The organism is Liquorilactobacillus oeni DSM 19972 (assembly GCF_001436275.1).
Lineage (GTDB): Bacteria > Bacillota > Bacilli > Lactobacillales > Lactobacillaceae > Liquorilactobacillus > Liquorilactobacillus oeni.
Map to the genome: position 1 here is coordinate 141,878 of NZ_AZEH01000025.1, position 19,073 is coordinate 160,950.

20 protein-coding genes and 1 pseudogene are annotated in these 19,073 nt (G+C 40.7%); 6 read left to right on the forward strand and 15 right to left on the reverse strand.

Annotation, left to right across the window (positions count from 1 at the left end; genetic code table 11):
- Positions 1 to 59: 59 nt before the first annotated feature.
- The 4 genes from FD46_RS03455 (at position 60) to FD46_RS03470 (ending at position 4,696) form a co-directional block, all read left to right on the forward strand.
- Positions 60 to 1,397 carry a dihydrolipoyl dehydrogenase family protein gene (locus FD46_RS03455; RefSeq protein WP_057895793.1) on the forward strand — a complete coding sequence of 446 codons (1,338 nt, stop codon included), beginning with the start codon at positions 60 to 62 and terminating at the stop codon, positions 1,395 to 1,397.
- A 458-nt stretch (positions 1,398 to 1,855) separates the two neighbouring features.
- The gene (locus FD46_RS03460; RefSeq protein WP_057895794.1) at positions 1,856 to 2,644 is read left to right on the forward strand and encodes a DUF1003 domain-containing protein; all 789 of its coding nucleotides are present in this window, start codon (positions 1,856 to 1,858) and stop codon (positions 2,642 to 2,644) included.
- A gap of 447 nt (positions 2,645 to 3,091) precedes the next feature.
- The gene (locus tag FD46_RS03465; RefSeq protein ID WP_057895795.1) at positions 3,092 to 3,730 is read left to right on the forward strand and encodes an amino acid ABC transporter permease; all 639 of its coding nucleotides are present in this window, start codon (positions 3,092 to 3,094) and stop codon (positions 3,728 to 3,730) included.
- 114 nt (positions 3,731 to 3,844) lie between these two features.
- Positions 3,845 to 4,696, forward strand: coding sequence for a transporter substrate-binding domain-containing protein (locus tag FD46_RS03470; protein ID WP_057895796.1), 852 nt, complete (start codon positions 3,845 to 3,847; stop codon positions 4,694 to 4,696).
- A gap of 181 nt (positions 4,697 to 4,877) precedes the next feature.
- Here the strand turns inward: FD46_RS03470 and FD46_RS03475 are convergent, their stop codons facing one another.
- A complete protein-coding gene (locus FD46_RS03475; protein ID WP_057895797.1) occupies positions 4,878 to 5,735 on the reverse strand; it encodes a YitT family protein in 858 nt (285 codons plus the stop codon).
- Between the two features lie 105 nt (positions 5,736 to 5,840).
- Positions 5,841 to 6,188 (reverse strand): YisL family protein, encoded by a 348-nt coding sequence (locus FD46_RS03480; RefSeq protein WP_057895798.1) that lies wholly within the window; start codon positions 6,186 to 6,188, stop codon positions 5,841 to 5,843.
- Between the two features lie 288 nt (positions 6,189 to 6,476).
- Between FD46_RS03480 and FD46_RS03485 the strand changes: the two genes are divergently transcribed.
- Both FD46_RS03485 and FD46_RS03490 read left to right on the forward strand, forming a co-directional pair.
- Complete coding sequence (locus tag FD46_RS03485) at positions 6,477 to 7,442, forward strand: DUF1307 domain-containing protein (RefSeq protein WP_057895799.1); 966 nt, start codon at positions 6,477 to 6,479, stop codon at positions 7,440 to 7,442.
- A 79-nt stretch (positions 7,443 to 7,521) separates the two neighbouring features.
- A complete protein-coding gene (locus FD46_RS03490; RefSeq protein ID WP_057895800.1) occupies positions 7,522 to 7,869 on the forward strand; it encodes a hypothetical protein in 348 nt (115 codons plus the stop codon).
- On the opposite strand, the pseudogene FD46_RS03495 reads toward FD46_RS03490, so the two are convergent.
- The 13 genes and pseudogenes from FD46_RS03495 to rsmG all read right to left on the reverse strand — a co-directional run bounded on the left by FD46_RS03495 (position 7,866) and on the right by rsmG (position 18,867).
- Positions 7,866 to 8,801, reverse strand: a pseudogene (locus FD46_RS03495) (magnesium transporter CorA family protein). The gene FD46_RS03490 and the pseudogene FD46_RS03495 sit on opposite strands and share 4 nt — an antisense overlap.
- A 115-nt stretch (positions 8,802 to 8,916) precedes the next feature.
- Positions 8,917 to 9,525 carry a superoxide dismutase gene (locus FD46_RS03505; RefSeq protein WP_057895803.1) on the reverse strand — a complete coding sequence of 203 codons (609 nt, stop codon included), beginning with the start codon at positions 9,523 to 9,525 and terminating at the stop codon, positions 8,917 to 8,919.
- Positions 9,526 to 9,625: 100 nt separating this feature from the next.
- On the reverse strand, positions 9,626 to 10,591 hold the full coding sequence (locus FD46_RS03510; protein WP_235805547.1) for an AEC family transporter: 966 nt from the start codon (positions 10,589 to 10,591) through the stop codon (positions 9,626 to 9,628).
- A 260-nt stretch (positions 10,592 to 10,851) separates the two neighbouring features.
- Entirely contained in the window at positions 10,852 to 11,649 is a 798-nt protein-coding gene (locus FD46_RS03515; protein ID WP_057895805.1) for a transporter substrate-binding domain-containing protein, read from the reverse strand.
- A gap of 15 nt (positions 11,650 to 11,664) precedes the next feature.
- Positions 11,665 to 12,408, reverse strand: coding sequence for an amino acid ABC transporter ATP-binding protein (locus FD46_RS03520; protein ID WP_057895806.1), 744 nt, complete (start codon positions 12,406 to 12,408; stop codon positions 11,665 to 11,667).
- Between the two features lie 18 nt (positions 12,409 to 12,426).
- Positions 12,427 to 13,125, reverse strand: a complete 699-nt coding sequence (locus FD46_RS03525) for an amino acid ABC transporter permease (RefSeq protein ID WP_057895807.1) — start codon at positions 13,123 to 13,125, stop codon at positions 12,427 to 12,429.
- A 375-nt stretch (positions 13,126 to 13,500) separates the two neighbouring features.
- Positions 13,501 to 14,241: a DUF1129 domain-containing protein gene (locus tag FD46_RS03530; RefSeq protein ID WP_157047083.1), complete on the reverse strand. Its 741-nt coding sequence runs from the start codon at positions 14,239 to 14,241 to the stop codon at positions 13,501 to 13,503.
- 26 nt (positions 14,242 to 14,267) lie between these two features.
- Positions 14,268 to 15,368 (reverse strand): redox-regulated ATPase YchF, encoded by a 1,101-nt coding sequence (ychF, locus tag FD46_RS03535; RefSeq protein WP_057895808.1) that lies wholly within the window; start codon positions 15,366 to 15,368, stop codon positions 14,268 to 14,270.
- Positions 15,369 to 15,386: 18 nt separating this feature from the next.
- Positions 15,387 to 15,593 (reverse strand): DUF951 domain-containing protein, encoded by a 207-nt coding sequence (locus tag FD46_RS03540; RefSeq protein ID WP_057895809.1) that lies wholly within the window; start codon positions 15,591 to 15,593, stop codon positions 15,387 to 15,389.
- Positions 15,594 to 15,613: 20 nt separating this feature from the next.
- Positions 15,614 to 16,495: a ParB/RepB/Spo0J family partition protein gene (locus tag FD46_RS03545; RefSeq protein ID WP_057895810.1), complete on the reverse strand. Its 882-nt coding sequence runs from the start codon at positions 16,493 to 16,495 to the stop codon at positions 15,614 to 15,616.
- A complete protein-coding gene (locus tag FD46_RS03550; RefSeq protein ID WP_057895811.1) occupies positions 16,485 to 17,252 on the reverse strand; it encodes a ParA family protein in 768 nt (255 codons plus the stop codon). Before FD46_RS03550 ends, FD46_RS03545 begins: the two co-directional genes overlap by 11 nt.
- A gap of 23 nt (positions 17,253 to 17,275) precedes the next feature.
- Entirely contained in the window at positions 17,276 to 18,118 is an 843-nt protein-coding gene (gene noc / locus FD46_RS03555) for a nucleoid occlusion protein (protein WP_057895812.1), read from the reverse strand.
- Positions 18,119 to 18,123: 5 nt separating this feature from the next.
- Positions 18,124 to 18,867, reverse strand: a complete 744-nt coding sequence (gene rsmG, locus FD46_RS03560; RefSeq protein ID WP_057895813.1) for a 16S rRNA (guanine(527)-N(7))-methyltransferase RsmG — start codon at positions 18,865 to 18,867, stop codon at positions 18,124 to 18,126.
- Positions 18,868 to 19,073 lie beyond the last annotated feature (206 nt).

Below are 19,073 nucleotides of genomic sequence, written 5' to 3' on the forward strand. Positions count from 1 at the left end.
CACCTCCTAAGCTGCGCTATTCTTACCATATAGTCAATAACGAAATAGGAGGTTAACTTATGTCAACAAAAGCTTTTGATTATGATGTTTTATATTTAGGAAGCGGGCATGGTACTTTTGATGGCGCCATTCCGCTAGCTGCCAAAGGTAAAAAAGTTGCAGTTGTTGAAAGCGGCTTAGTTGGTGGCACCTGCCCCAATCGCGGCTGCAATGCGAAGATCACTTTGGATGCCCCTGTTGCATTACAGCGTACAGCTGAAGCTATGCAACAACAGGTTTCTTATCCCATTAACCTTAATTGGAAAACTACAGTTGCGCATAAGCAAGACGTAATCAAAGAGCTGCCCGACTTTATTGCAGGCTTGATGGAAGATAACGGCATCAAACTGATTAAAGGATGGGGACATTTTGTTGATGCACATACTATTGAAGTCAATGCAAAAAGATATTCCGCTGAAAAAATAGTCATCGCAACAGGGCTGCATCCTCACAGGCTTGATATTCCCGGAAGACAGCTTGCTCATGACAGCAGTGAATTTATGAACCTGCAAAAACTGCCTAAACGGATAACCATTATCGGAGCCGGCTATGTTAGCCTTGAATTTGCAACAATTGCTAATGCGTTCGGTTCAGATGTTACGGTTTTAATGCACCATGACAAAGCTTTACGCAAGTTTCATCAGCCATTTGTTGAGAAATTACTTGCACTTTTAGAAAAACGCGGAGTTAAGTTCATCAAAAATGCTGATATTACTGCCTTTTCTGCGGCATACGGTTCAAAACAAGTTCATATTAATGATGCAAAAATGATTGAAACCGGCTGGATACTTGATGCTACCGGAAGAGACCCGAATATTGCGGGCTTAAAGTTAAAAGAAATCGGAGTTGCTTATGATGACGATGGTATTATCGTTAATGACCATTTGCAGACTACTGTTCCGAATATCTATGCCAGCGGAGATGTTATCAAAAAAGAACAGCCTAAGTTAACACCTACGGCAATTTTTGAATCAAAATATCTGCAACAGCTTTTTACTGGTGAAACAACATCGCCGATAGACTATCCCGCAATCCCTTCTGTCGTATTTACATCTCCTCGGATTGCTAAGGTGGGTATAACCCCGGTTAAAGCAGAAAGCGATCCTGCTTTTTCGAATGTGCATAATAATATTTTAGATAACTGGTACCGGCATGTTGAAAGTGAACAGTATGGTGAAAATATTCTGACATTTGATAAGCAGCATCATCTGGTAGGTGCTACGGAAATCAGCGAACACGCGGAAGATGTAATCAATGCACTTTTGCCAGCGCTTGAATTCAAACTTGATTCTTCTCAAGTGGGTCGGATTATTAATCTCTTCCCTACCATCTCATCAGCTGCATGGGAAGCACTTTAGAACAAATAAAATCAGAACTGGTATTGCAGCAAGTAGTAAAAATATGCCTTGTAAGTGAATGACATCAATTCATTTCCAAATATAAAAGTTAAGAGAACTGGACCGAAACATGTGTTTTGGTCCAGTCTTTCTGTACTCTCTTGCAGTTTCCATATTAACATGTTTCAATAATCAGTCTTTCCCTTGTTATACCCTTTTAATTGTTAATATATTTTATTTCTAAAAATATTCAGTTCTACAAATAGTTTGACAATAAAACAGATGTCCCTTACAATTAATGTGATTGCAAAGTAGCTTGGTTTCTAGGAAAGGCAGGTGGGTTAATTATGTCAGATAATCATATATGTTCAGCAAGCGACGATGGTCCCGCGCATTTGCAAAGCTTAAAAGTACGGGAAATTAACCCGCTTATAAGCTTTGCTGTACGTGCATTTTAAGTAATTGAGGTGCTTTATCTCATGAAACAAAAGCGTACAGTCTTTTGTCTAGTAGATCATAAGGAATATGATTTAATAGATGGCGTTTTCCTAGAAGATTTGGATGGTTCTATTAAAGCGTTGATTCGCCGGGACTTTCCAAAGGCAGCAAACCAAGACTTTATTTGCAGTGAGCATCTGGTCCATTATCGTCTACAACGGATGGATCAGATGATTGCTAAGGATTATCGGCAAAATCATCGCATCAACCAAAAGCTCACAAGAGTGATGGAAAAAGATGCTTATGAAGTGATCGATGTCCAGAAGCAATTGGAAAACTCGTTGACATTTGGTCAAAGGGTAGCGGACGCTGTTGCCCGCTTCGGGGGTAGTTGGCCCTTTATTATTTCTTTCGTTTCATTAATGGTTTTATGGATTTTAGTCAATACGTTTCACTTGTTTGGAGTGAAATTCGACTCTTTTCCTTTCATTTTGCTTAATCTTTTTTTAAGTATGGTAGCTGCGGTTCAGGCTCCATTAATTATGATGAGCCAAAATCGTGCTGCTAAGTATGATCGGATGGAATCGCGTAACGATTACCATGTTAATTTAAAATCAGAAGAAGAGATTCGGGTATTACATTCAAAAATTGATCACTTAATTCAGCAAGATCAACCGAATATTTTACAGATTCAAAAAATCCAAACAGAAATGCTTGGTTCTATCGAATCGCAGGTTAATGAATTGCGGCGTTTACAGAGTTATTTTGAAGAAAATCAAGTTACGCAAAAAACTGCTCCACGGCAATCTAAAAATCAAACAGATAATTAATCAACTGAGGTCAGTCAGAATGGACAGATGGCTGTAAGTTGTGTACAACAGGGACTGGGTCAAAACTTATGTTTTGGCTCAGTTTTTTTGGACTCTTTTGCAATTTCATATCAACGTGTTTCAATAGTCAGTCTTTTCCGCTTAATCACAAATTACTCATAGTCAAATTCGGACTATGTTCGTAATTAGCAGTTAATGCTCAAAGCCTAACGACTATTGGCACACTCCTTTTTTGTTTCTAATTACAACTAAGTTTACTGACATTTCTTGATGAGACCTTTCCTCATAACAATTCAAGCCGCTTTCTAACGATAAGACTCTTCTTAACTTAACATTCATGGATATTAATTATTATGCAGGTTTTTAAACGCTTTCACTATTTTAGCGTTATTATGTATATGAACAGTCAACCAAAATGATTTCTTCTATGTTAAGGAGCATCCCATAATGAATCTATTCGATCCGACACTCGCAATTCATTCGCTTCCTACTATTTTAAGCGGATTGCCGCTATCATTAATTCTTCTTGCTGTTTGCTTTATTACTTCAAATATCGTTGGAGTTTTCATAGTATTGCTGCGCATAAATGAACATTCACTTCTCCGCCTTTTTGCTCGTTTTTACATCTCGTTTTTCAGAGGCGTACCTATACTTGTTATTTTATTTCTGACATACTTTGGCGCAAACATGGACGCAATTCCAGCAGCAATTCTGTCAATGACACTTGTTTCCAGCGCTTTTATCGCCGAATATTACCGTTCAGCATTGATCGGAATTAATAAAACTCAATATGATGCAGCGCGTGCCCTAGGGCTTTCAAATATCAAAACAATGCAATATGTAATTCTTCCGCAAGCCTTTCGCATCGTACTTCCTTCTCTTGGCAACGTCTTATTGGATATGTTTAAAGGCACCTCGCTTGCTGCAATGATTACTGTGTCAGAAATGTTCATGAAGGCGAAAATCGTCGCGGGAGCCAGCCAAGATTATATGACTATTTATATTGTAATTGCATTTATTTACTGGCTGGTCTGCTGCGGCCTAAGTGCGCTTGAACAGTTGACCGAACAGCGTCTTCATCATTAATAACTTATGTTACGGCAGCCACTCTTTCCTATTGTGAAATCGCTTTCTAGGAGTTATTATAAAGCTGTAATAAATTTATATTTCAATTATTAAGTAAAAGAAAGGAACCTACATATGCTGCGAAAAAAATGGTTAATCTCTTTATTACTGGTAATTATCTGTATCTTTGGCATTATCATCTTCGGTAAAAATAGACTTGGCAATAAAAGTACTCTGACAGTGGCTACTTCCGGGACCTTGTATCCAACTTCATATCATGATTCTAAAACAAAAAAACTGACCGGCTATGATATCGAAGTCATCCGCGCAGTTGCTAAAAAACTGCACCAAAAAATAATATTCAAGGAATACAACGTTGATGGTATGCTGACTGCTGTCAAAGCAGGAAAAGCAGAAGTAGCAATCAATGACTTTGCAATCTCTCCTGTCCGCAAAAAAAGTTATCTGCTGTCCACTCCTATTAAACATTCCTTTAATAGTCTGGTTGTGCGTGCAAGCGACGATTCTAATATTCATACTTGGGCTGATCTCAAGAAAAAACGTTCTGCAGGTGAATCAGGGACAAGCTATCAAAGACTTGCTGAACAATTGGGCGCTAAGCCTGTTAATTATGACAACGTCACCAATGGCGTCTATCTGCGAGATGTTAAAAATGGTAAAACTGACTTCATCATGAATGATTATTACTTGCAGAAATTAGCTCTTAAAGCAGTTCCTAACAGCGGCCTCAAGATCATCCCAAACATGTATTTTACTACTAATGAAGATGGTTCGGGCGAAGGAATTGTTATCAATAAAAATGACAAGCAGCTGCAAAAACAGATTAATGCTGAACTCGCAAAGCTTAGAAAAGATGGAACTCTTTCGCGACTCGCAAAGAAATATTATGGAGCTGATGTTACCAAAAAACCTAGTGTCCATATTTCTAAAAACTTCACCATTAAAAATAAATACAGCGGTCAATAGATCTGGAGTATGCCAGTAGTTGTTAGGCTTTTAGCATTAACTGCGAATTACGAGCCTAGTCTAATTTGATTGTCAGCATTCGTGGTCAAGCACAAAAGGCTGAAGTTTGTCTATTTCAGGTTAAAACAAAGGGACTGAGTCCAAAAATTATTTGGCTCAGTCCTTTTAAAAATCTGGTTTATTACAACAGCTGATGCATCTGCAGCCCCCGCACACTGCGAACATGCTCCACAACTATTAATGCCTTGGCATCAACACTTTCAACAATTGGAACTACTTTTGTTAGCTGCGGAGAAGTACACACCAAGTAAAGCATAGTCTGCTCTTTTCCGCTGTAAAAACCCCTCCCTTTAAAAACTGTGATTCCTTGATGCAGTTCATTTGAAAGAGAGGCCGCGATTGATTCATGGGAATCCGAAATAATAAAAATCGCTTTTTTAGCGCCTACCCGTGCTAGAAATTGATTCGTAAGAACGGCTGCAATGTAGAGCTGCAGAATCGTTAACAGTGTATTTTGAAAACCGATTATAAAAACCATCGGAGCCGCAACACCCAGATCAAAAAACAAAGTTGCCGAGCCGGTTTGTACCCCCAAATAACGATTGGCTATTTTAGCCAAGATTGTACTACCGGCAATTGTACCGCCGCAGCGTAAAATAATGCCCATTGAAATTCCTGTCAGAACACCGCTGACCATTGTGGGAATGACGGTCTGATCAGTATGATAAACAGCTATAACTGGAAATTTCAAAAAAACAGTCAAACAAACAATGGCCCACAAAGAACGTATTACTGTTTTCTTGCCTAAAAAACGGTATCCCACAACAATCAAAATTCCATTTAAAATAAAATTGGTAAGATATAGCGGAATTCCCAAAGTATAATAGAACATTGTAGTCAAACCGACTACGCCGCCTTCACCTAAGCGGGTAGGAAGCAGAAAGTAGTTGAGAGAAATCGTATATACCAAAGTCCCCAAAGCTATCCCCGCGTACTCCCAGAATGTCTTATTGTCTTTTAAGTTCCATAACCCCTGCATTTTCTTTCTCCCGTTATCTTCCCTGAGCACTCTAACTAGACTGCGGCCAGGCTATTTTTTATTTCACTTTTTGCTTCAAGGCCTCTGAAACTTTTAAACTCAATCCTAAATAAACGGCCGCCCCTGTGCCAGGATAAAACCGACAACTCCAACTAAACAGCAGCTTCCGACCGCTAACAAAAAGAGCTTTCTTGAGAAACGCCCATGTAATTTTTCAGCAAATGCAACTTCAATAAAACCAATCGAACCAAATGCAATAAGCAGCTTAACTATGGTCAACATTGCGTCTCTTTGCCAAGCATACTTGAACAGCCAAAAACCGCTGATAATGGCAATTATATAACAGATTCTAGCCCCCATGGCGCAGACTTTTGCCTTTTTTTGCGAAGTTTTTAACCCAAACCACGTCAATATTAGTAAAATAAGCCATGCTGACAGATGTATCCAAATCATTAAAATTACCCTCTTTAAAAATCGTTTTCCCAGTTTTAAGACTAAAGCAGATACAACTTTTTGTACACTTTTTCTATACACAATAGCAGTTTCTGTTCTTATCTTAGTCAGCTGTCAAACTAACTACTCAATAAACAATTTCATTTTAACCTTTGCAAAAACAAATGGCTAGTTCTAATTAAAGCCCGTTTTAAGGCTATTAGCTTTTCAAAGACTCTCCTATCAGATAAGATAAAGCCATAAGATGTATACCAGCTTTAGCAGATAAGATAAAAGGGGGAGTTCGCAATGAAACGGCAGCACTTTTTAGGAAGCGCTTTTATAGTCCTTATCTTTACCTTATTACTATCAGGCTGCAGTCTTTTACCAGAAAAACAGGTCCACTATCAACGCTTCGGCAATGGAATCGATATGCGTTTAACATACTATGCTCGCCGAGACAGGGTTACACGGCAAGAAACACGCAGCACGATCCTCTATTCTGCACTCGGGGCTTCAGATAAAGAAAGTGCAAAGCAGATACTCGACCCGCTTTCCAAACGCTTTCAAGGAATCACAGGTTTAACTGAGAAAATTACCTACGGAAAAAATTATGCAAAAGAAAAATTGACGATAGACTACAAAAAAGTTAACTTGAAAAAAATTAAGCAGCTGCCAGGAATGTACTATTCTAATACTAAAAGCAATAGAATCAGCCTGAAAAAAAGCGAAGAGTTTCTGAAAAAAAATAAATTCGTTAAAATAACTGATAATAAATACAAAAAATTTACTAAGAAAGAACTAACACAACGCACCTACTCAATCAAAGACTTCGACAAAATAAAATTGGCATCTTCAAGTATTGATGACGATGCTACAACTATTACTGACTTAACTAAGCAATTAGGCAGACCTGACAGTACACAAAAAACTAAAAGTACCGGTGAAGAACGCAGTATGTATCTTTGGTATCTTACTCCAAGTAAAACTGCTTATGTATCTGTTTATACAGTCGGCAATAGAATCAATACCAAAACCCTGAACAGATACCAGAATACGGATAAAAAAATCAACAGCAGCGTCTTTGACTCTTTGCAAAACGGCATTGCTTATGACACAATAATCAACACTTTGGGCGAACCGACTAGAGCAACGGTATTTCGCAATGGCAGTAATACCTATGCCACTTTGACTTACAGAGACAAAAACACCACCAAAACGTACACTTTTTATTTCACCAACGAAAAGCTGATCTCAAAACGAGAAAGCAGCTGAGTAAACCCCGCCTAGTTATTCAAGCTGCTGCCTGTTTTTAAACGACTTGGTAAATTCTTCAAGATAAGAGGGTAAACTAATGGAAACTTTAAGGATAGCTGACTCTATAACCAAAAACTATATTGTTGCCCGGATTAACGAGTATGCCAAAGAAGAACAGAATATTTTCAGTATACTTGATGAAGAGCAAAAAGCACGTGGATACCGGCAATTAAAAAAAAACATCGATAATGACCAGCAGTTGTTAAACTTGTCTGAAAATAAAGATATTGTGGCTGACAATGACTGGTTGCGTGCATATGCGCACCACTTTGTAGCACATCTGGAAAGACAGCCTTACGGTTTTGATACCGACGACAATTTACTGGAATTTGGAAATACCCGTGATCATTTGATAGCCTACTTCGAAAACAACAAAACTTTTTAAAGATCATGAAAACGATGCAATATCCACAGCAGTAACAGAATGGGCAGCAAGGAGATTATGATGGAAAAGATCCACGCCCACGAATGACCTGCAAACGGAAGGTAGACATTCATCCCGTAAAATCCAGAAATAATTGGCGGAATTGCCAATACCAAGGACCAAATGGTTAGAAAATTCATAATATTATTCAAGTTGTTATTAATTATATTAGTATAAGCTGTAGAAATTCGCTCGAGTACTTCAGAGCTGATCCGTGTCATTTGCTGACATTCTTCAGCTACTATTTTTACTTCGCCCAGTTGTTCTTTTTCGGTCGGGTTCAACTGTAAAAAGTTGTCTTTAGAGTCGGCAACTATCAAAAACTGCTTGATCGCAATCACGTTATTATCCGCCGCCGTCGTTAAATAAACCAAGCCTTCATTCAATTCTGCCAGCTGCTCAATTTTATGACCGCTTGGTGTTTTTTTGTAGTGAAAAAGTTCTTCCCGCGTCTCATTTATTGCATCGATTTGATCAAAATAATCGCTGGTGATCTGCAGCAGCAGTTTAAATATTATACTTATTAAAGACACTTCCTGGTCCTTATGTTTAAAAGTATTTACTATTTTTACCAAGTCATCTCTGACAAATGCCACTTCATCTTAAATTACAGTAATTAATATTTTGCTTGTAAAAATAAAAATGATAGGTACCGTTTCAAATTGGAAAAGCTTATCTTTTTTCTTTGAGACCCGCCAAATAAAAAGAGCGGTATTATCTTCAGAATTATATTCAAAACGAGCTCGTTTTCGTTTAGCCTGAAAGTAAGTGGTATATTTTGGAAAAAAGTCATACTGCTCTTTTAACCTTTGAATTTCTTGCAGACCAAGCTGGTTGACATTCACCCATTTTAAATCGTTCCACAGCTCCGTGATCTTAATAATAGTCTTCACCGCCCTTTTAACTTTTTAACCTCTAAAAAAAATGTTAAATGAAAACTAAAGCCCCTTTCTTGCCGGAATAAACCAAGCAAAAGGGGCTTTTTTTATCGTAATAAGCAGTTCATTTTTATTTTTCGGCAAATCTTTCAGCAACTTTTTGCCAGTTAACAATATGCCAAAAAGCTGAAACATATTCAGGACGTCTGTTTTGATATTTTAAATAATACGCATGTTCCCAAACATCCAGCCCTAAAAGCGGCTTCTTTCCCTGAGAAAGCGGCGAATCTTGGTTAGGAAGCGCCAAAATGCCCAGATGTCCATCTTCTTCTTTGACTAACCACGCCCAGCCTGAACCGAAGACTCCCAGCGCAGCGGCCGTAAACTTTTTCTTAAACTCTTCAAAGCTGCCAAAATCTTTTTCCAGCTGTTCTAACAGTGCCCCTGTTGGATCAGTATCGAATTTAGGCGACAGGTTCTCCCAAAACAAAGTATGGTTGGCATGTCCGCCACCGTTATTTCTAACAGCTGTTTTAATGGGGTCCGGTAAACTATCCAGTTTGCCCAGAATTTGCGTGATTGATTGGATTGCAAGTTCGGGCTGGTCTTTTAGTGCTGCATTAAGTTTGTCAACGTACGTTTGATGATGCTTATCATGATGAAAGTGCATCGTTTCTTCGTCAATGTAAGGTTCAAGGGCAGCATAGCTGTATGGTAGTGTAGGAACTGTAAAGGTCATGCGATTTAAACCCCTTTCATTTCTAGAGACAAACAACTTCGTTACCTTCATCGTAACTGAAACTTTCGTTATTTGTCTATTAAAACGCTCACACAGAAGTTTACCTTACTTGCAGCAGAACAAGCAAAATACTCATAGTAACCACAGACAAAAGTGTGCTGGCAAGCTGCGTCGAAGTAATCTCATCTTCATGGAGATGATTTTGGATTGCAAGCATACTTGGAATTGCGGCAGTTGGAATCGCAAGCGTGATAACTACCATTTGCTGAAAACGAAAGTTCTCGCGGAAAAAGACCATTGCTCCCCAGATAACCAGGGGCAAAGCAATGTTCTTCAATAAGACATTAATAATTACAGGCAGGGTTAAATGGAACTTTTGCGAATACAGCATGATACCGATAGAAAAAAGAGCCACTCCCCCAGCCGTCTGTCCTACTTCGCTAAAAAGCGGCAAAAACTTTGCTTCCAGATGAAACCCAGACAGGTTCAGTGCAAAACCGATAATCGGTGCCCACACCAACGGCTTCTTCAAAGCATTTACCAACATTTTCCCAGCTGAATTTTCTGCACCGAACGTATCCTTTTTTTGTATTTTCGCAAGCGACAGCAATAAAACACTCAACGGTGCTTGAACCAAGTTAAGGTATAAGCCGCAGACCGCTACTAGGATAATACTGTCCGTGCCTCCAAAAATGATTGCTAAAACCGAGGTTCCCATAAAAGGTACTGAGGGACACGCCACTGATAATGCCCGCAGAACCGCCAGCCCCAAGTTCTTGAACAAGAGGCAGTAAACGGCAATTAATAGTATAAAAATAAAAATCATTCCGACTCCCAGCCACAAAAAAAGCGGAAGATCATGAATAATTACTTTCCGGCTGGCTGAGAGCAATCCGCCAAAGAGGCTTAGAGGCAAAGCATAAGTCATCACAAATTCAATAAAAAGCTGACTGGCGCTTTTATCAAATTGTTTGCGCATTCCTGAAAAATACCCCAGCGCAAGCGTAAAAATAATCGGCGCGATGGCTATCACCAACGTTAGTACCATATGTACCATCTTCTTCATTAAAATATAATTAAAGACAGCTTATCACACTTATTCTCTAAAAATGATAAAAGTAACAATTCAAAATAATTTGGTCAAAAAAAGCACTAAAAGATAGGTAAAAGCGCTGTTTAAATTAAGAAAATAAAATCATAACTGGACGATCTTTAAATACCGCCTGTTGAAAAAAGACACAAAAAAGCAGATAACAAGTTCTCTAACCCGTTATCTGCTTTATTAACCGCCCGTTTGTTCCGTTAAAATGTGCTGGTCCGTCCGTGCTATTTTGTAATGTCCGCACTGAAATATTTTTCGGAAAGCTTTTTCAGCGTCCCGTCATTGCGCAGCTGCTTGAGCGCTTTATTAGTCTGCTTGCGCAGCTTGGACGAATTCTTATTAAAGAGTGCCACAATCTTTGCGGGATCTTTTTCGTCTGAAACATCCTTATACTTAAGTCCCTTAGTAGAGCTGCTCTTTTGATATGATAAAAAGGCTTCTTTGGAATTAATAGTTCCGTCAACACGGCCTTGTTTAATCAAAGAAACCGTTGTGGCGAAGTCTCCCGAAGGAACAGTTTCAGCACCGAATTTTTTAGCCGTCTGCTCATTGTCTGTTCCCGTTCCCTCAGCCAGCTTCTTTCCCTTAACATCACTCAAGCTGTTCAGGTTAGTTTCATCACTGCGGGTAATTAAAACCGCTCGTGAATAAATGTATGGTGTTGAGAACAGATAACTTTTTGCACGCTCAGGTGTTTGTGTAATGTTATTTAAAACAACATCATATTTATTGCTTCCCAAGCCTGCAATCAAACCGTCCCATTTAGTCGGGACAAATTTAGCTTTCAAATTCATTTTTTTAGCAAGCGCCTTTCCCAGCTCAACTTCAAAACCGGTCAGCTTGCCGTCTTTACGATAAGAATAAGGAGCATATGTTCCCTCAAGTCCAATCGTTAAGGTTCCCTTTTGATTCAAATCTGATTGAAAACCGGTTGACTTCTTAGAAGAAGAGCAAGCAGTCACTGTAAGTCCTAAAAGAGTAATACCTGCTAATAAAGCTACGCGTTTAAAGTTAAATTTCATTTTCATCCACCCTTTTTATATGTTTTCAAATGTCATTGCTGAAATAAAATCAACAATTCTCTTATTTTTGGTATTGAAGAAGTCTTGATTCGAACCGTCAAACAATACATGGCCATTTTCAATGAACAATACACGTTCAGCAACTTCACGGGCAAAAGCCATGTTATGTGTCACAATAATCAGCGACTGTTTTTCCTGTGCAAGCTGCCGCAAAACCTTGAGAACTTCCAGTTCTAATTCCGGGTCCAAGGCACTGGTAGGTTCATCAAGCAGCACATATTCCGGCTTCATTGCCAGTGAACGTGCAATTGCAACCCGCTGCGCCTGGCCGCCTGAAAGCTGATTGGGATATACGGCCGCTTTATCGCCTAAACCGACTTTTTTTAACAGCTCTTGTGCTCGTTTTTTTGCAGGATCGGATTTTTCATGCAGCACTTGAATCGGTCCTTCAGTAATATTTTTCAACACTGTCAGGTGCGGAAAAAGATTGTAGTCTTGAAAAACCATCTCTGTTTTTCTACGGATTTTGAGAACTTCTTTAGTAGAAAAACCCTTTGCAAAATCAAAAAGCTCATCGTCAAAACGGTAAAGACCGGATTCAGGTCTTTCAAGCAGATTAAGCGAACGCAACAAAGTTGATTTTCCTGAACCGGAAGGCCCCAAGATCACTGTTGTTTCATGCTCAGGAAAAGTTGTTGAAATACTGTCCAAGACACGGTGCCCATTGAAACTTTTATTCAATTTTTCTAATTTCAGCACTTAAGCTGCCTCCTTTTCCTAATTAGCGTTTGAAACATAGCGTGAAGTGACTTTCTCCAGGTAACCCTGCAGCCAAGACAAAAGCGAACAGGCAACTGCATATAACGCTGCTACCAAACAATACATCACCAGCGGCTGATAGTTCTGCGCCGCAATCTGCTGGCTGACCTCAAACATCTCAACGATAGTTATCGAAGCTGCTAACGAAGTATCTTTTACTAAACTGATGAAACTGTTAGCAAGCGGCGGCAGTGAAACCCGGATAGCCTGCGGCAGGATAATCCTGCGCAATGCCAGTGCTCTGGTCATTCCGATTGAATAAGCCGCCTCCCACTGTCCTTTAGGAATCGAAAGGATCGCTGCACGCATGGTTTCTGAACAATAAGCCCCTGTATTCAAAGAAAAAGTCAATATTCCAGCGACAAGCGGTGTCAGTTTAATCCCCTCAGGCGCAAGTCCGCTGATTTTAAGATACGGCAACCCGAAATAAACAATAAAGAGCTGGACTAGCAGGGGAGTACTGCGGAAAAGCCAGACGTAGAAACGGACAATTGCCTTAAGTACATAAAATGCTCCGCCTTTCTTTGAAATCCTGACCAATGCAGTCAACAAAGCAAGTACCAACCCGATCAAAAAAGAAATGATTGCGATCGGGATTGTATACTTTAATCCAGCTGCAATTAGTTGAGGCAGCGCATTTGTGATAATATCCCACATGCCTATAAACACGACCTTTCAAATTTAAAACTCTTTTTTAGTGCCGCAAAGGAAACCAGTCTTAAAAATACAAAAGAACCCTTACTTCTGCCTAAGAGAAGCAAGGGTTCTTTCGCATTTAACAAAGATATCTTGAAATAAAACAAGAAAAAGTTTTACAAAAGACTTCTATGTTCAACCTGAAACGCCGCGCGAAAGAAACTATACTTCTGTTCAGCACAACGACACATACAAGTCTTAACCATAGAAATCATCTTGTCTTCCTCCAAAAATTATTTTCCGTTCATTCAAGCCGGACCAAAACCGACCTCCAAAGTACGCTTTTTATTTTAACGATTCACTGTCCGGTTGTCAAACAAAAAAGGGTTTGAAACCTTAGAAAGGTTTAGAAGGAATATTGAGCTTCTTTTTCAAAAGGTAGCGCGAGCCGTAACTTAAAACTGCAAGAATTGCATAAGCTATTACCGGCAAAGGTCTGTTCAGAAGTGGAATATTATCCGTAATAGTATAAACTGCTACCCAGACTACCATGAAGATCAGCGACAACAAGATCACCTTCCAAAACGGCATTTTTTTAGCTCCGCTGCGGCGCTGAGCAGCAATCCGATAAAAGTAAGCCATTCCGACACCGGCAAAAACTGAGGTCACAACCAGCGTTAAGATGCCGCTGTTAGTCTGTCCGGTTTTAACAGCAAACTGGGTCAGTGCTGCATACATCACACAAAAGAGTGTAAAAATCATCAACCCATTATCAAGTGCAATTTTCCAAAAAGCAGGCGGGGCCTGAACCTTTTTAGGTCCGGAAATAATTTCCTGTGCGCGTTCGCTGACTGTCCCGTAATACTTTGCAGCTACAACCCCTTGCTTTTGTTTTTCGAGCAGTTCAACTGTCATCTGCTCGATTGCTTCTTTTCTTTTTTCTTCAGAAACCCCCTCTTCTTCTAAGTGGCGGTTAAGCCTGAACATATAATCTTCATTTCGCTTGGTCAAACCGGCAAAAGAATCCTTGTCCTCTGTAAAACTTTCCCTTTTCTTTTCTTTTAATGTCTCTGATTGCTGCTTGGCGACATTTTCATTACGCTTTTTATTCTCATTTTCATTGCTGTCTTGTCCCACTGATTCTCCCACCTTTTTTATCCGCTTTAAACGTTGAACCTGAATTCAATGATATCTCCGTCTTGTACTTCGTATTCTTTACCTTCTTGACGCAGCTTTCCAGCTTCGCGAGCAGCAGCGATACTGCCGTATTTATCCAGGTCGGCAAAGGAAACTGTCTCTGCACGGATAAAGCCGCGTTCAAAATCCGAATGAATAATGCCCGCTACCTGAGGAGCCTTCATCCCCTTATTAAAAGTCCAGGCACGCGTTTCTTTGCCGCCTGCCGTAAAGAAAGTCGCCAGTCCTAATAACTTGTAAGAAGCTTTGATAAGCCGATCCAAACCTGACTCTTCAACTCCTTCAGCTTCTAAGAAGTCCTTTTTATCGCCTTCGTCAAGCTGGGCAATCTCTTCTTCTGTTTTTGCACTGACTGCTAACGTCTCTGCGCCTTCTGCCTGTGCATATTTTTGAATCTGCTGTACGTAAGCCACCTTTTCCGGCTCAGCCATGTCATCTTCTGCAATATTGGCTACATAAAGAACCGGTTTAGAAGTCAGCAGGAATAAGCCCTTGACGATTTTTTGCTCATCTTCATCAAATTCCAATGAACGCACGGGTTTGCCGGCTTCCAAGACAGGTTTGATTCTTTTTAAGACATTGAATTCAGCCAGAGCTTCCTTATCCTTTGTCCGAGCAACTTTTTCAACTCTTTCATAACGCTTGTTGATACTCTCAAGGTCGGCCAGAGTCAGTTCCAAGTTGATCGTTTCAATATCGTCCAACGGATCAATCTTGTTGTTGACATGTGTCACGTTATCATCATCAAAAGCACGCACAACGTGCACAATTGCATCTACCTGACGAATATTTTCAAGAAACTTGTTGCCAAGGCCTTCTCCTTTACTGGCACCTTTGACAATCCCAGCAATATCAGTAAATTCAAAAGTTGTATGGATCACTTTTTTTGCTGGAATCAGCTCATCAATACGATTAAGCCTATGATCTGGTACTTCCACCATTCCTACGTTGGGGTCAATTGTCGCAAAGGGATAGTTTGCCATCTCTGCACCGGCTTTTGTGATTGCGTTAAACAGAGTTGATTTTCCTACATTGGGCAGACCCACGATTCCTGCTGTTAATGACATTTCTTAATTCACTCTTTCCTACTCATTATCTTTTGGTTCAGCTTTTTCCAAAACTTTTTTTAATTTACGGTTGAATTCCCGCCGCGGCATCATAATAAGGTGGCCGCATCCTGTACATTTGATTTTGATATCCATTCCGACACGGATGATCTCCCAGCGGTTTGTACCACAAGGATGCTGTTTTTTCATCTCAACCGTATCATGCAATCCGTATTCTGCCTGCATTTGCTCATCCTCCACTCAGATCAATCGATTGAAATCCCAAGAATATCTAAAATACGATTAAAGTCAGTTGTTGTCAGGTAATCAATCTCGATCTTGCCCTTGCCGTTCCTGGAATTACCCTTAATTGCAACTTTCGTGCCAAACTTCTCGCGCAGAGCTGATTCGCTGCGGCGATAATAAATTGCCGCAGGGTTTTGTTTAATTTCCTTTTTTTGCTTCGAGCCTATCCCGTTCATCCGGGTAATCAGCTGCTCCAGCTGCCGGACGGTCAGCTTTTCTGCAACCGTCTTTTTAGCTAAAGAAACCAGCTGGTGTTTATCTTTGAGCGCCAGCAGAGTTCTTGCCTGCCCCATTGAAAGCTTTTGAGCCTGCAGCATTTGTTTAACTTCGTGCGGCAAGCCCAATAAACGCAGGTAATTAGCAATATACGGCCGACTTTTACCGAGCCGTTCAGAAACCTGTGTCTGCGTTAAGTTCAGCTTGTCCATCAGTGTATTATATGCCTCAGCTTCTTCAAGAGGTGTCAGGTCTTCGCGCTGCAGATTTTCAAGCACCGCAATCTCCATCATACTCGGCTCGTCAAGCTGACGTACAATTGCAGGAATCTTCTTCTTGGCAGCTAGCTTTGAAGCCCGGAAACGCCGCTCGCCTGCAATGATTTCATATCCCTTAACAGTTGACTTGCGGACAATGATCGGCTGGAAAACACCCGACTTTTTAATTGAGGCTGTTAATTCAGCAAGCGCCGCTTCATCAAACGACTTACGCGGCTGATACGGGTTAGGTCTGATCTGGCTTAAATCAAGCTCTGTAACAACTTCTTCATTATCTTCGGGCTGTTCGAATTCTTGAAAAAGAGCTTCGATTCCGCGCCCCAATCCTTTATTATTCTTATTCGCCATGATCAGCAAGTACCTCCTTTGCTAAGGCCCTGTATTCCGCAGCACCACGTGAAGCAGGGTCATAATCTACGATTGTCATGCCGTGGCTGGGTGCTTCAGACAGCCTGACATTCCGCGGAATGATTGTATGATAAACCTTATCTTTAAAGAATTTCCGTACTTCAGCAACGACCTGTGTACCGAGATTGGTACGTGCATCCAACATTGTCATTAAGACCCCTTCAATTGAAAGTTCAGGGTTAAAGTGTTTCTGAACAAGCCTAATGGTATTCATCAGCTGGCTTAAGCCTTCAAGTGCATAATACTCGCTTTGCACTGGGATCAGAATCGAGTCGCTTGCGCTGAAAGCATTGATAGTAAGCAGCCCCAAAGAAGGCGGACAGTCGATTAAGATATAATCATACTTTTCTTTGACTTGCTTGATTGCATCCAGCAGACGCGATTCGCGTGCCATTTGCGATGTTAATTCAATCTCGGCACCGGATAACTGAATCGTGGCCGGAACAATCTCCAGTCCCTTATGATTAGTTGCAATGATCGTCTTTTCAAGCGGATAGTCATTGACCAAAACATCGTAAATATCTTTTTCAATTTTATTTTTATGTATCCCGACGCCGCTTGTGGCATTGCCCTGTGCGTCAGAATCGATCAGTAGAACTTTTTTGCCCAGATCTGCTAAACAAGCCCCCAGGTTAACGCTGGTAGTTGTCTTGCCCACGCCGCCCTTTTGATTTGCCAAAGCAATTACAATTCCCATGAAATTTCCCCCACTTTGCTATCCTATTCTTTATTTTGCTTATCAACGGGGATCTCAATTATGATCCTATGAAATCCTGGTACGTCTTCTTCATGTGTTTTCAGTTTCATACCGTTATCATTAATCATTTTAACAGATTTTTTAATTGTATTGACAGCTATGCGGGTATCATGCAGCATTCCCCTGGCTCTTTTTTTATTTGCTTTTTTAGGCTGCTGTTTTTTACTATCCTGTATCTGTTTGATGAGTATCTCAGTATCTTTAACAGTCAGCTGCTGGGCAATTACCTTTTTAATGACAGATATCTGCTCTTCTTTTGGGAGTCCCAATACACTGCGCCCATGACGCTCTAAGACTTTACGCTGCATAATCGCCTGCTGCACGTATTCAGGCAGTTTGAGCAGTCTTAGCTTATTAGCTACAAATGACTGGCTCTTTCCGATCGCCTGTGCAAGCTGGTTTTGCGTTAATTTGTTGAGTTCCATCAACTCCTGATACGCTTTGGCCTCTTCAATCGCACTCAATCCTTCGCGCTGCAGATTTTCAATTACCGCCAGAGAAGCAGCCTCGGTGTCTGAAAGCTGCTTGATGATTGCCGGGATCTTTTCCCAGCCCAAAAGACCAGCTGCCCGGAAGCGGCGTTCTCCTGCAATGATCTCATAATGCTGCGGTTCGTATTCGCGCACGATAATCGGCTGCAGCAGACCATGGTCCTTAATTGTCTGCGCTAACTCTGCCAGTTTGTCGTTGTCAAAAACCCGGCGCGGCTGAAAACGATTGGGTACGATCTGCGCCAGTGCAAGCTTTTCTACCTGCTGTTCATTTTTTTTATCTTTTTTCCCTTTATTAAAAAGTGAAAAACCCACGATTTCTACCCCCTAGAAGCTGAATCTTTCAGCGGCTTTTTAGCCGGCATCCCTGGTTTTCTGGGATATTTTTTTGGTGTTTCCTTAACCTTTTCAAAGACAATCAGATGACGCTCATCGCCGGTCTCCGGCAGTAGCAGCTTGCTATCGCTTTTAAAGCTGCCTCCCAGAAGTTCTACCGCATACTGCGCTTCGGCAAGTTCACTGTGCGCCTTTTGCGCCTTGAGTGCAACGAAGTCTCCGCCTATTTTAACAAGCGGCAGACACAGCTCAGAAAGGATGTTCAGCCGCGCTACCGCCCGGGCAGTCACAACATCAAAACTTTCACGGAATTCACTCTTGGCACTTGCAAATTCTTCTGCACGAGCGTGGTAGAATGAAACTCCCTCTAATCCCAGTGTTTCTGCCAGTTCCTGCAAAAATGCGATTCGTTTATTCAGGGAATCTACAATTGTCACTTGCAGCTGTGGAAAACAGATCTTTAAGGGAATTGAAGGAAAACCGGCTCCGGCACCGACATCGCATAGCCGCAGCGGCAGGGTCTGCAAACGCGGCTCTGCTAACGCAGGCAGCAGCGAATCAAAAAAATGCTTAAGGTAGACGTCTCCTTCAGCCGTAATCGCGGTCAAGTTGACCTTGGAGTTGGTCTTTACCAGCAGTTTGAAGTACTTATTGAACTGTTCCTGCTGTTTTTGTGTGAGCACGATTTTCTTTTTTGCCAATGTTTGTGTAAATTCTTCTGGTGTCATTTTGGTCCTCTTTTTCTCTCGGCTACTGTTTTTTGTGAAACAAAAAATGTTTCACACACTAGTACTAGTTTAAGATATTTGCTGCTCAAATACAAGGGGCGGCTGTCTTCAAAAAAACAGAAATATCCTTTCTTTTTCCCTCGATGCGGCAGTATTTTGGACTTCATATTCAAAAGCGAAGTTCCCCCAAAAAGATACTTAATTAA

What these genes read in the sequence shown, in the direction of transcription:
- FD46_RS03525 (WP_057895807.1), bottom strand. Translation starts at nt 13,125, where the DNA reads ATGTGGGATATTATCACAAATGCGCTGCCTCAACTAATTGCAGCTGGA.
- ychF (WP_057895808.1), bottom strand. Translation starts at nt 15,368, where the DNA reads ATGTCATTAACAGCAGGAATCGTGGGTCTGCCCAATGTAGGAAAATCA.
- FD46_RS03550 (WP_057895811.1), bottom strand. Translation starts at nt 17,252, where the DNA reads ATGGGAATTGTAATTGCTTTGGCAAATCAAAAGGGCGGCGTGGGCAAG.
- FD46_RS03540 (WP_057895809.1), bottom strand. Translation starts at nt 15,593, where the DNA reads ATGCAGGCAGAATACGGATTGCATGATACGGTTGAGATGAAAAAACAG.
- FD46_RS03490 (WP_057895800.1), top strand. Translation starts at nt 7,522, where the DNA reads ATGGAAACTTTAAGGATAGCTGACTCTATAACCAAAAACTATATTGTT.
- FD46_RS03485 (WP_057895799.1), top strand. Translation starts at nt 6,477, where the DNA reads ATGAAACGGCAGCACTTTTTAGGAAGCGCTTTTATAGTCCTTATCTTT.
- FD46_RS03510 (WP_235805547.1), bottom strand. Translation starts at nt 10,591, where the DNA reads ATGAAGAAGATGGTACATATGGTACTAACGTTGGTGATAGCCATCGCG.
- FD46_RS03470 (WP_057895796.1), top strand. Translation starts at nt 3,845, where the DNA reads ATGCTGCGAAAAAAATGGTTAATCTCTTTATTACTGGTAATTATCTGT.
- FD46_RS03545 (WP_057895810.1), bottom strand. Translation starts at nt 16,495, where the DNA reads ATGGCGAATAAGAATAATAAAGGATTGGGGCGCGGAATCGAAGCTCTT.
- FD46_RS03480 (WP_057895798.1), bottom strand. Translation starts at nt 6,188, where the DNA reads ATGATTTGGATACATCTGTCAGCATGGCTTATTTTACTAATATTGACG.
- rsmG (WP_057895813.1), bottom strand. Translation starts at nt 18,867, where the DNA reads ATGACACCAGAAGAATTTACACAAACATTGGCAAAAAAGAAAATCGTG.
- FD46_RS03465 (WP_057895795.1), top strand. Translation starts at nt 3,092, where the DNA reads ATGAATCTATTCGATCCGACACTCGCAATTCATTCGCTTCCTACTATT.
- FD46_RS03455 (WP_057895793.1), top strand. Translation starts at nt 60, where the DNA reads ATGTCAACAAAAGCTTTTGATTATGATGTTTTATATTTAGGAAGCGGG.
- FD46_RS03505 (WP_057895803.1), bottom strand. Translation starts at nt 9,525, where the DNA reads ATGACCTTTACAGTTCCTACACTACCATACAGCTATGCTGCCCTTGAA.
- FD46_RS03515 (WP_057895805.1), bottom strand. Translation starts at nt 11,649, where the DNA reads ATGAAATTTAACTTTAAACGCGTAGCTTTATTAGCAGGTATTACTCTT.
- FD46_RS03475 (WP_057895797.1), bottom strand. Translation starts at nt 5,735, where the DNA reads ATGCAGGGGTTATGGAACTTAAAAGACAATAAGACATTCTGGGAGTAC.
- FD46_RS03460 (WP_057895794.1), top strand. Translation starts at nt 1,856, where the DNA reads ATGAAACAAAAGCGTACAGTCTTTTGTCTAGTAGATCATAAGGAATAT.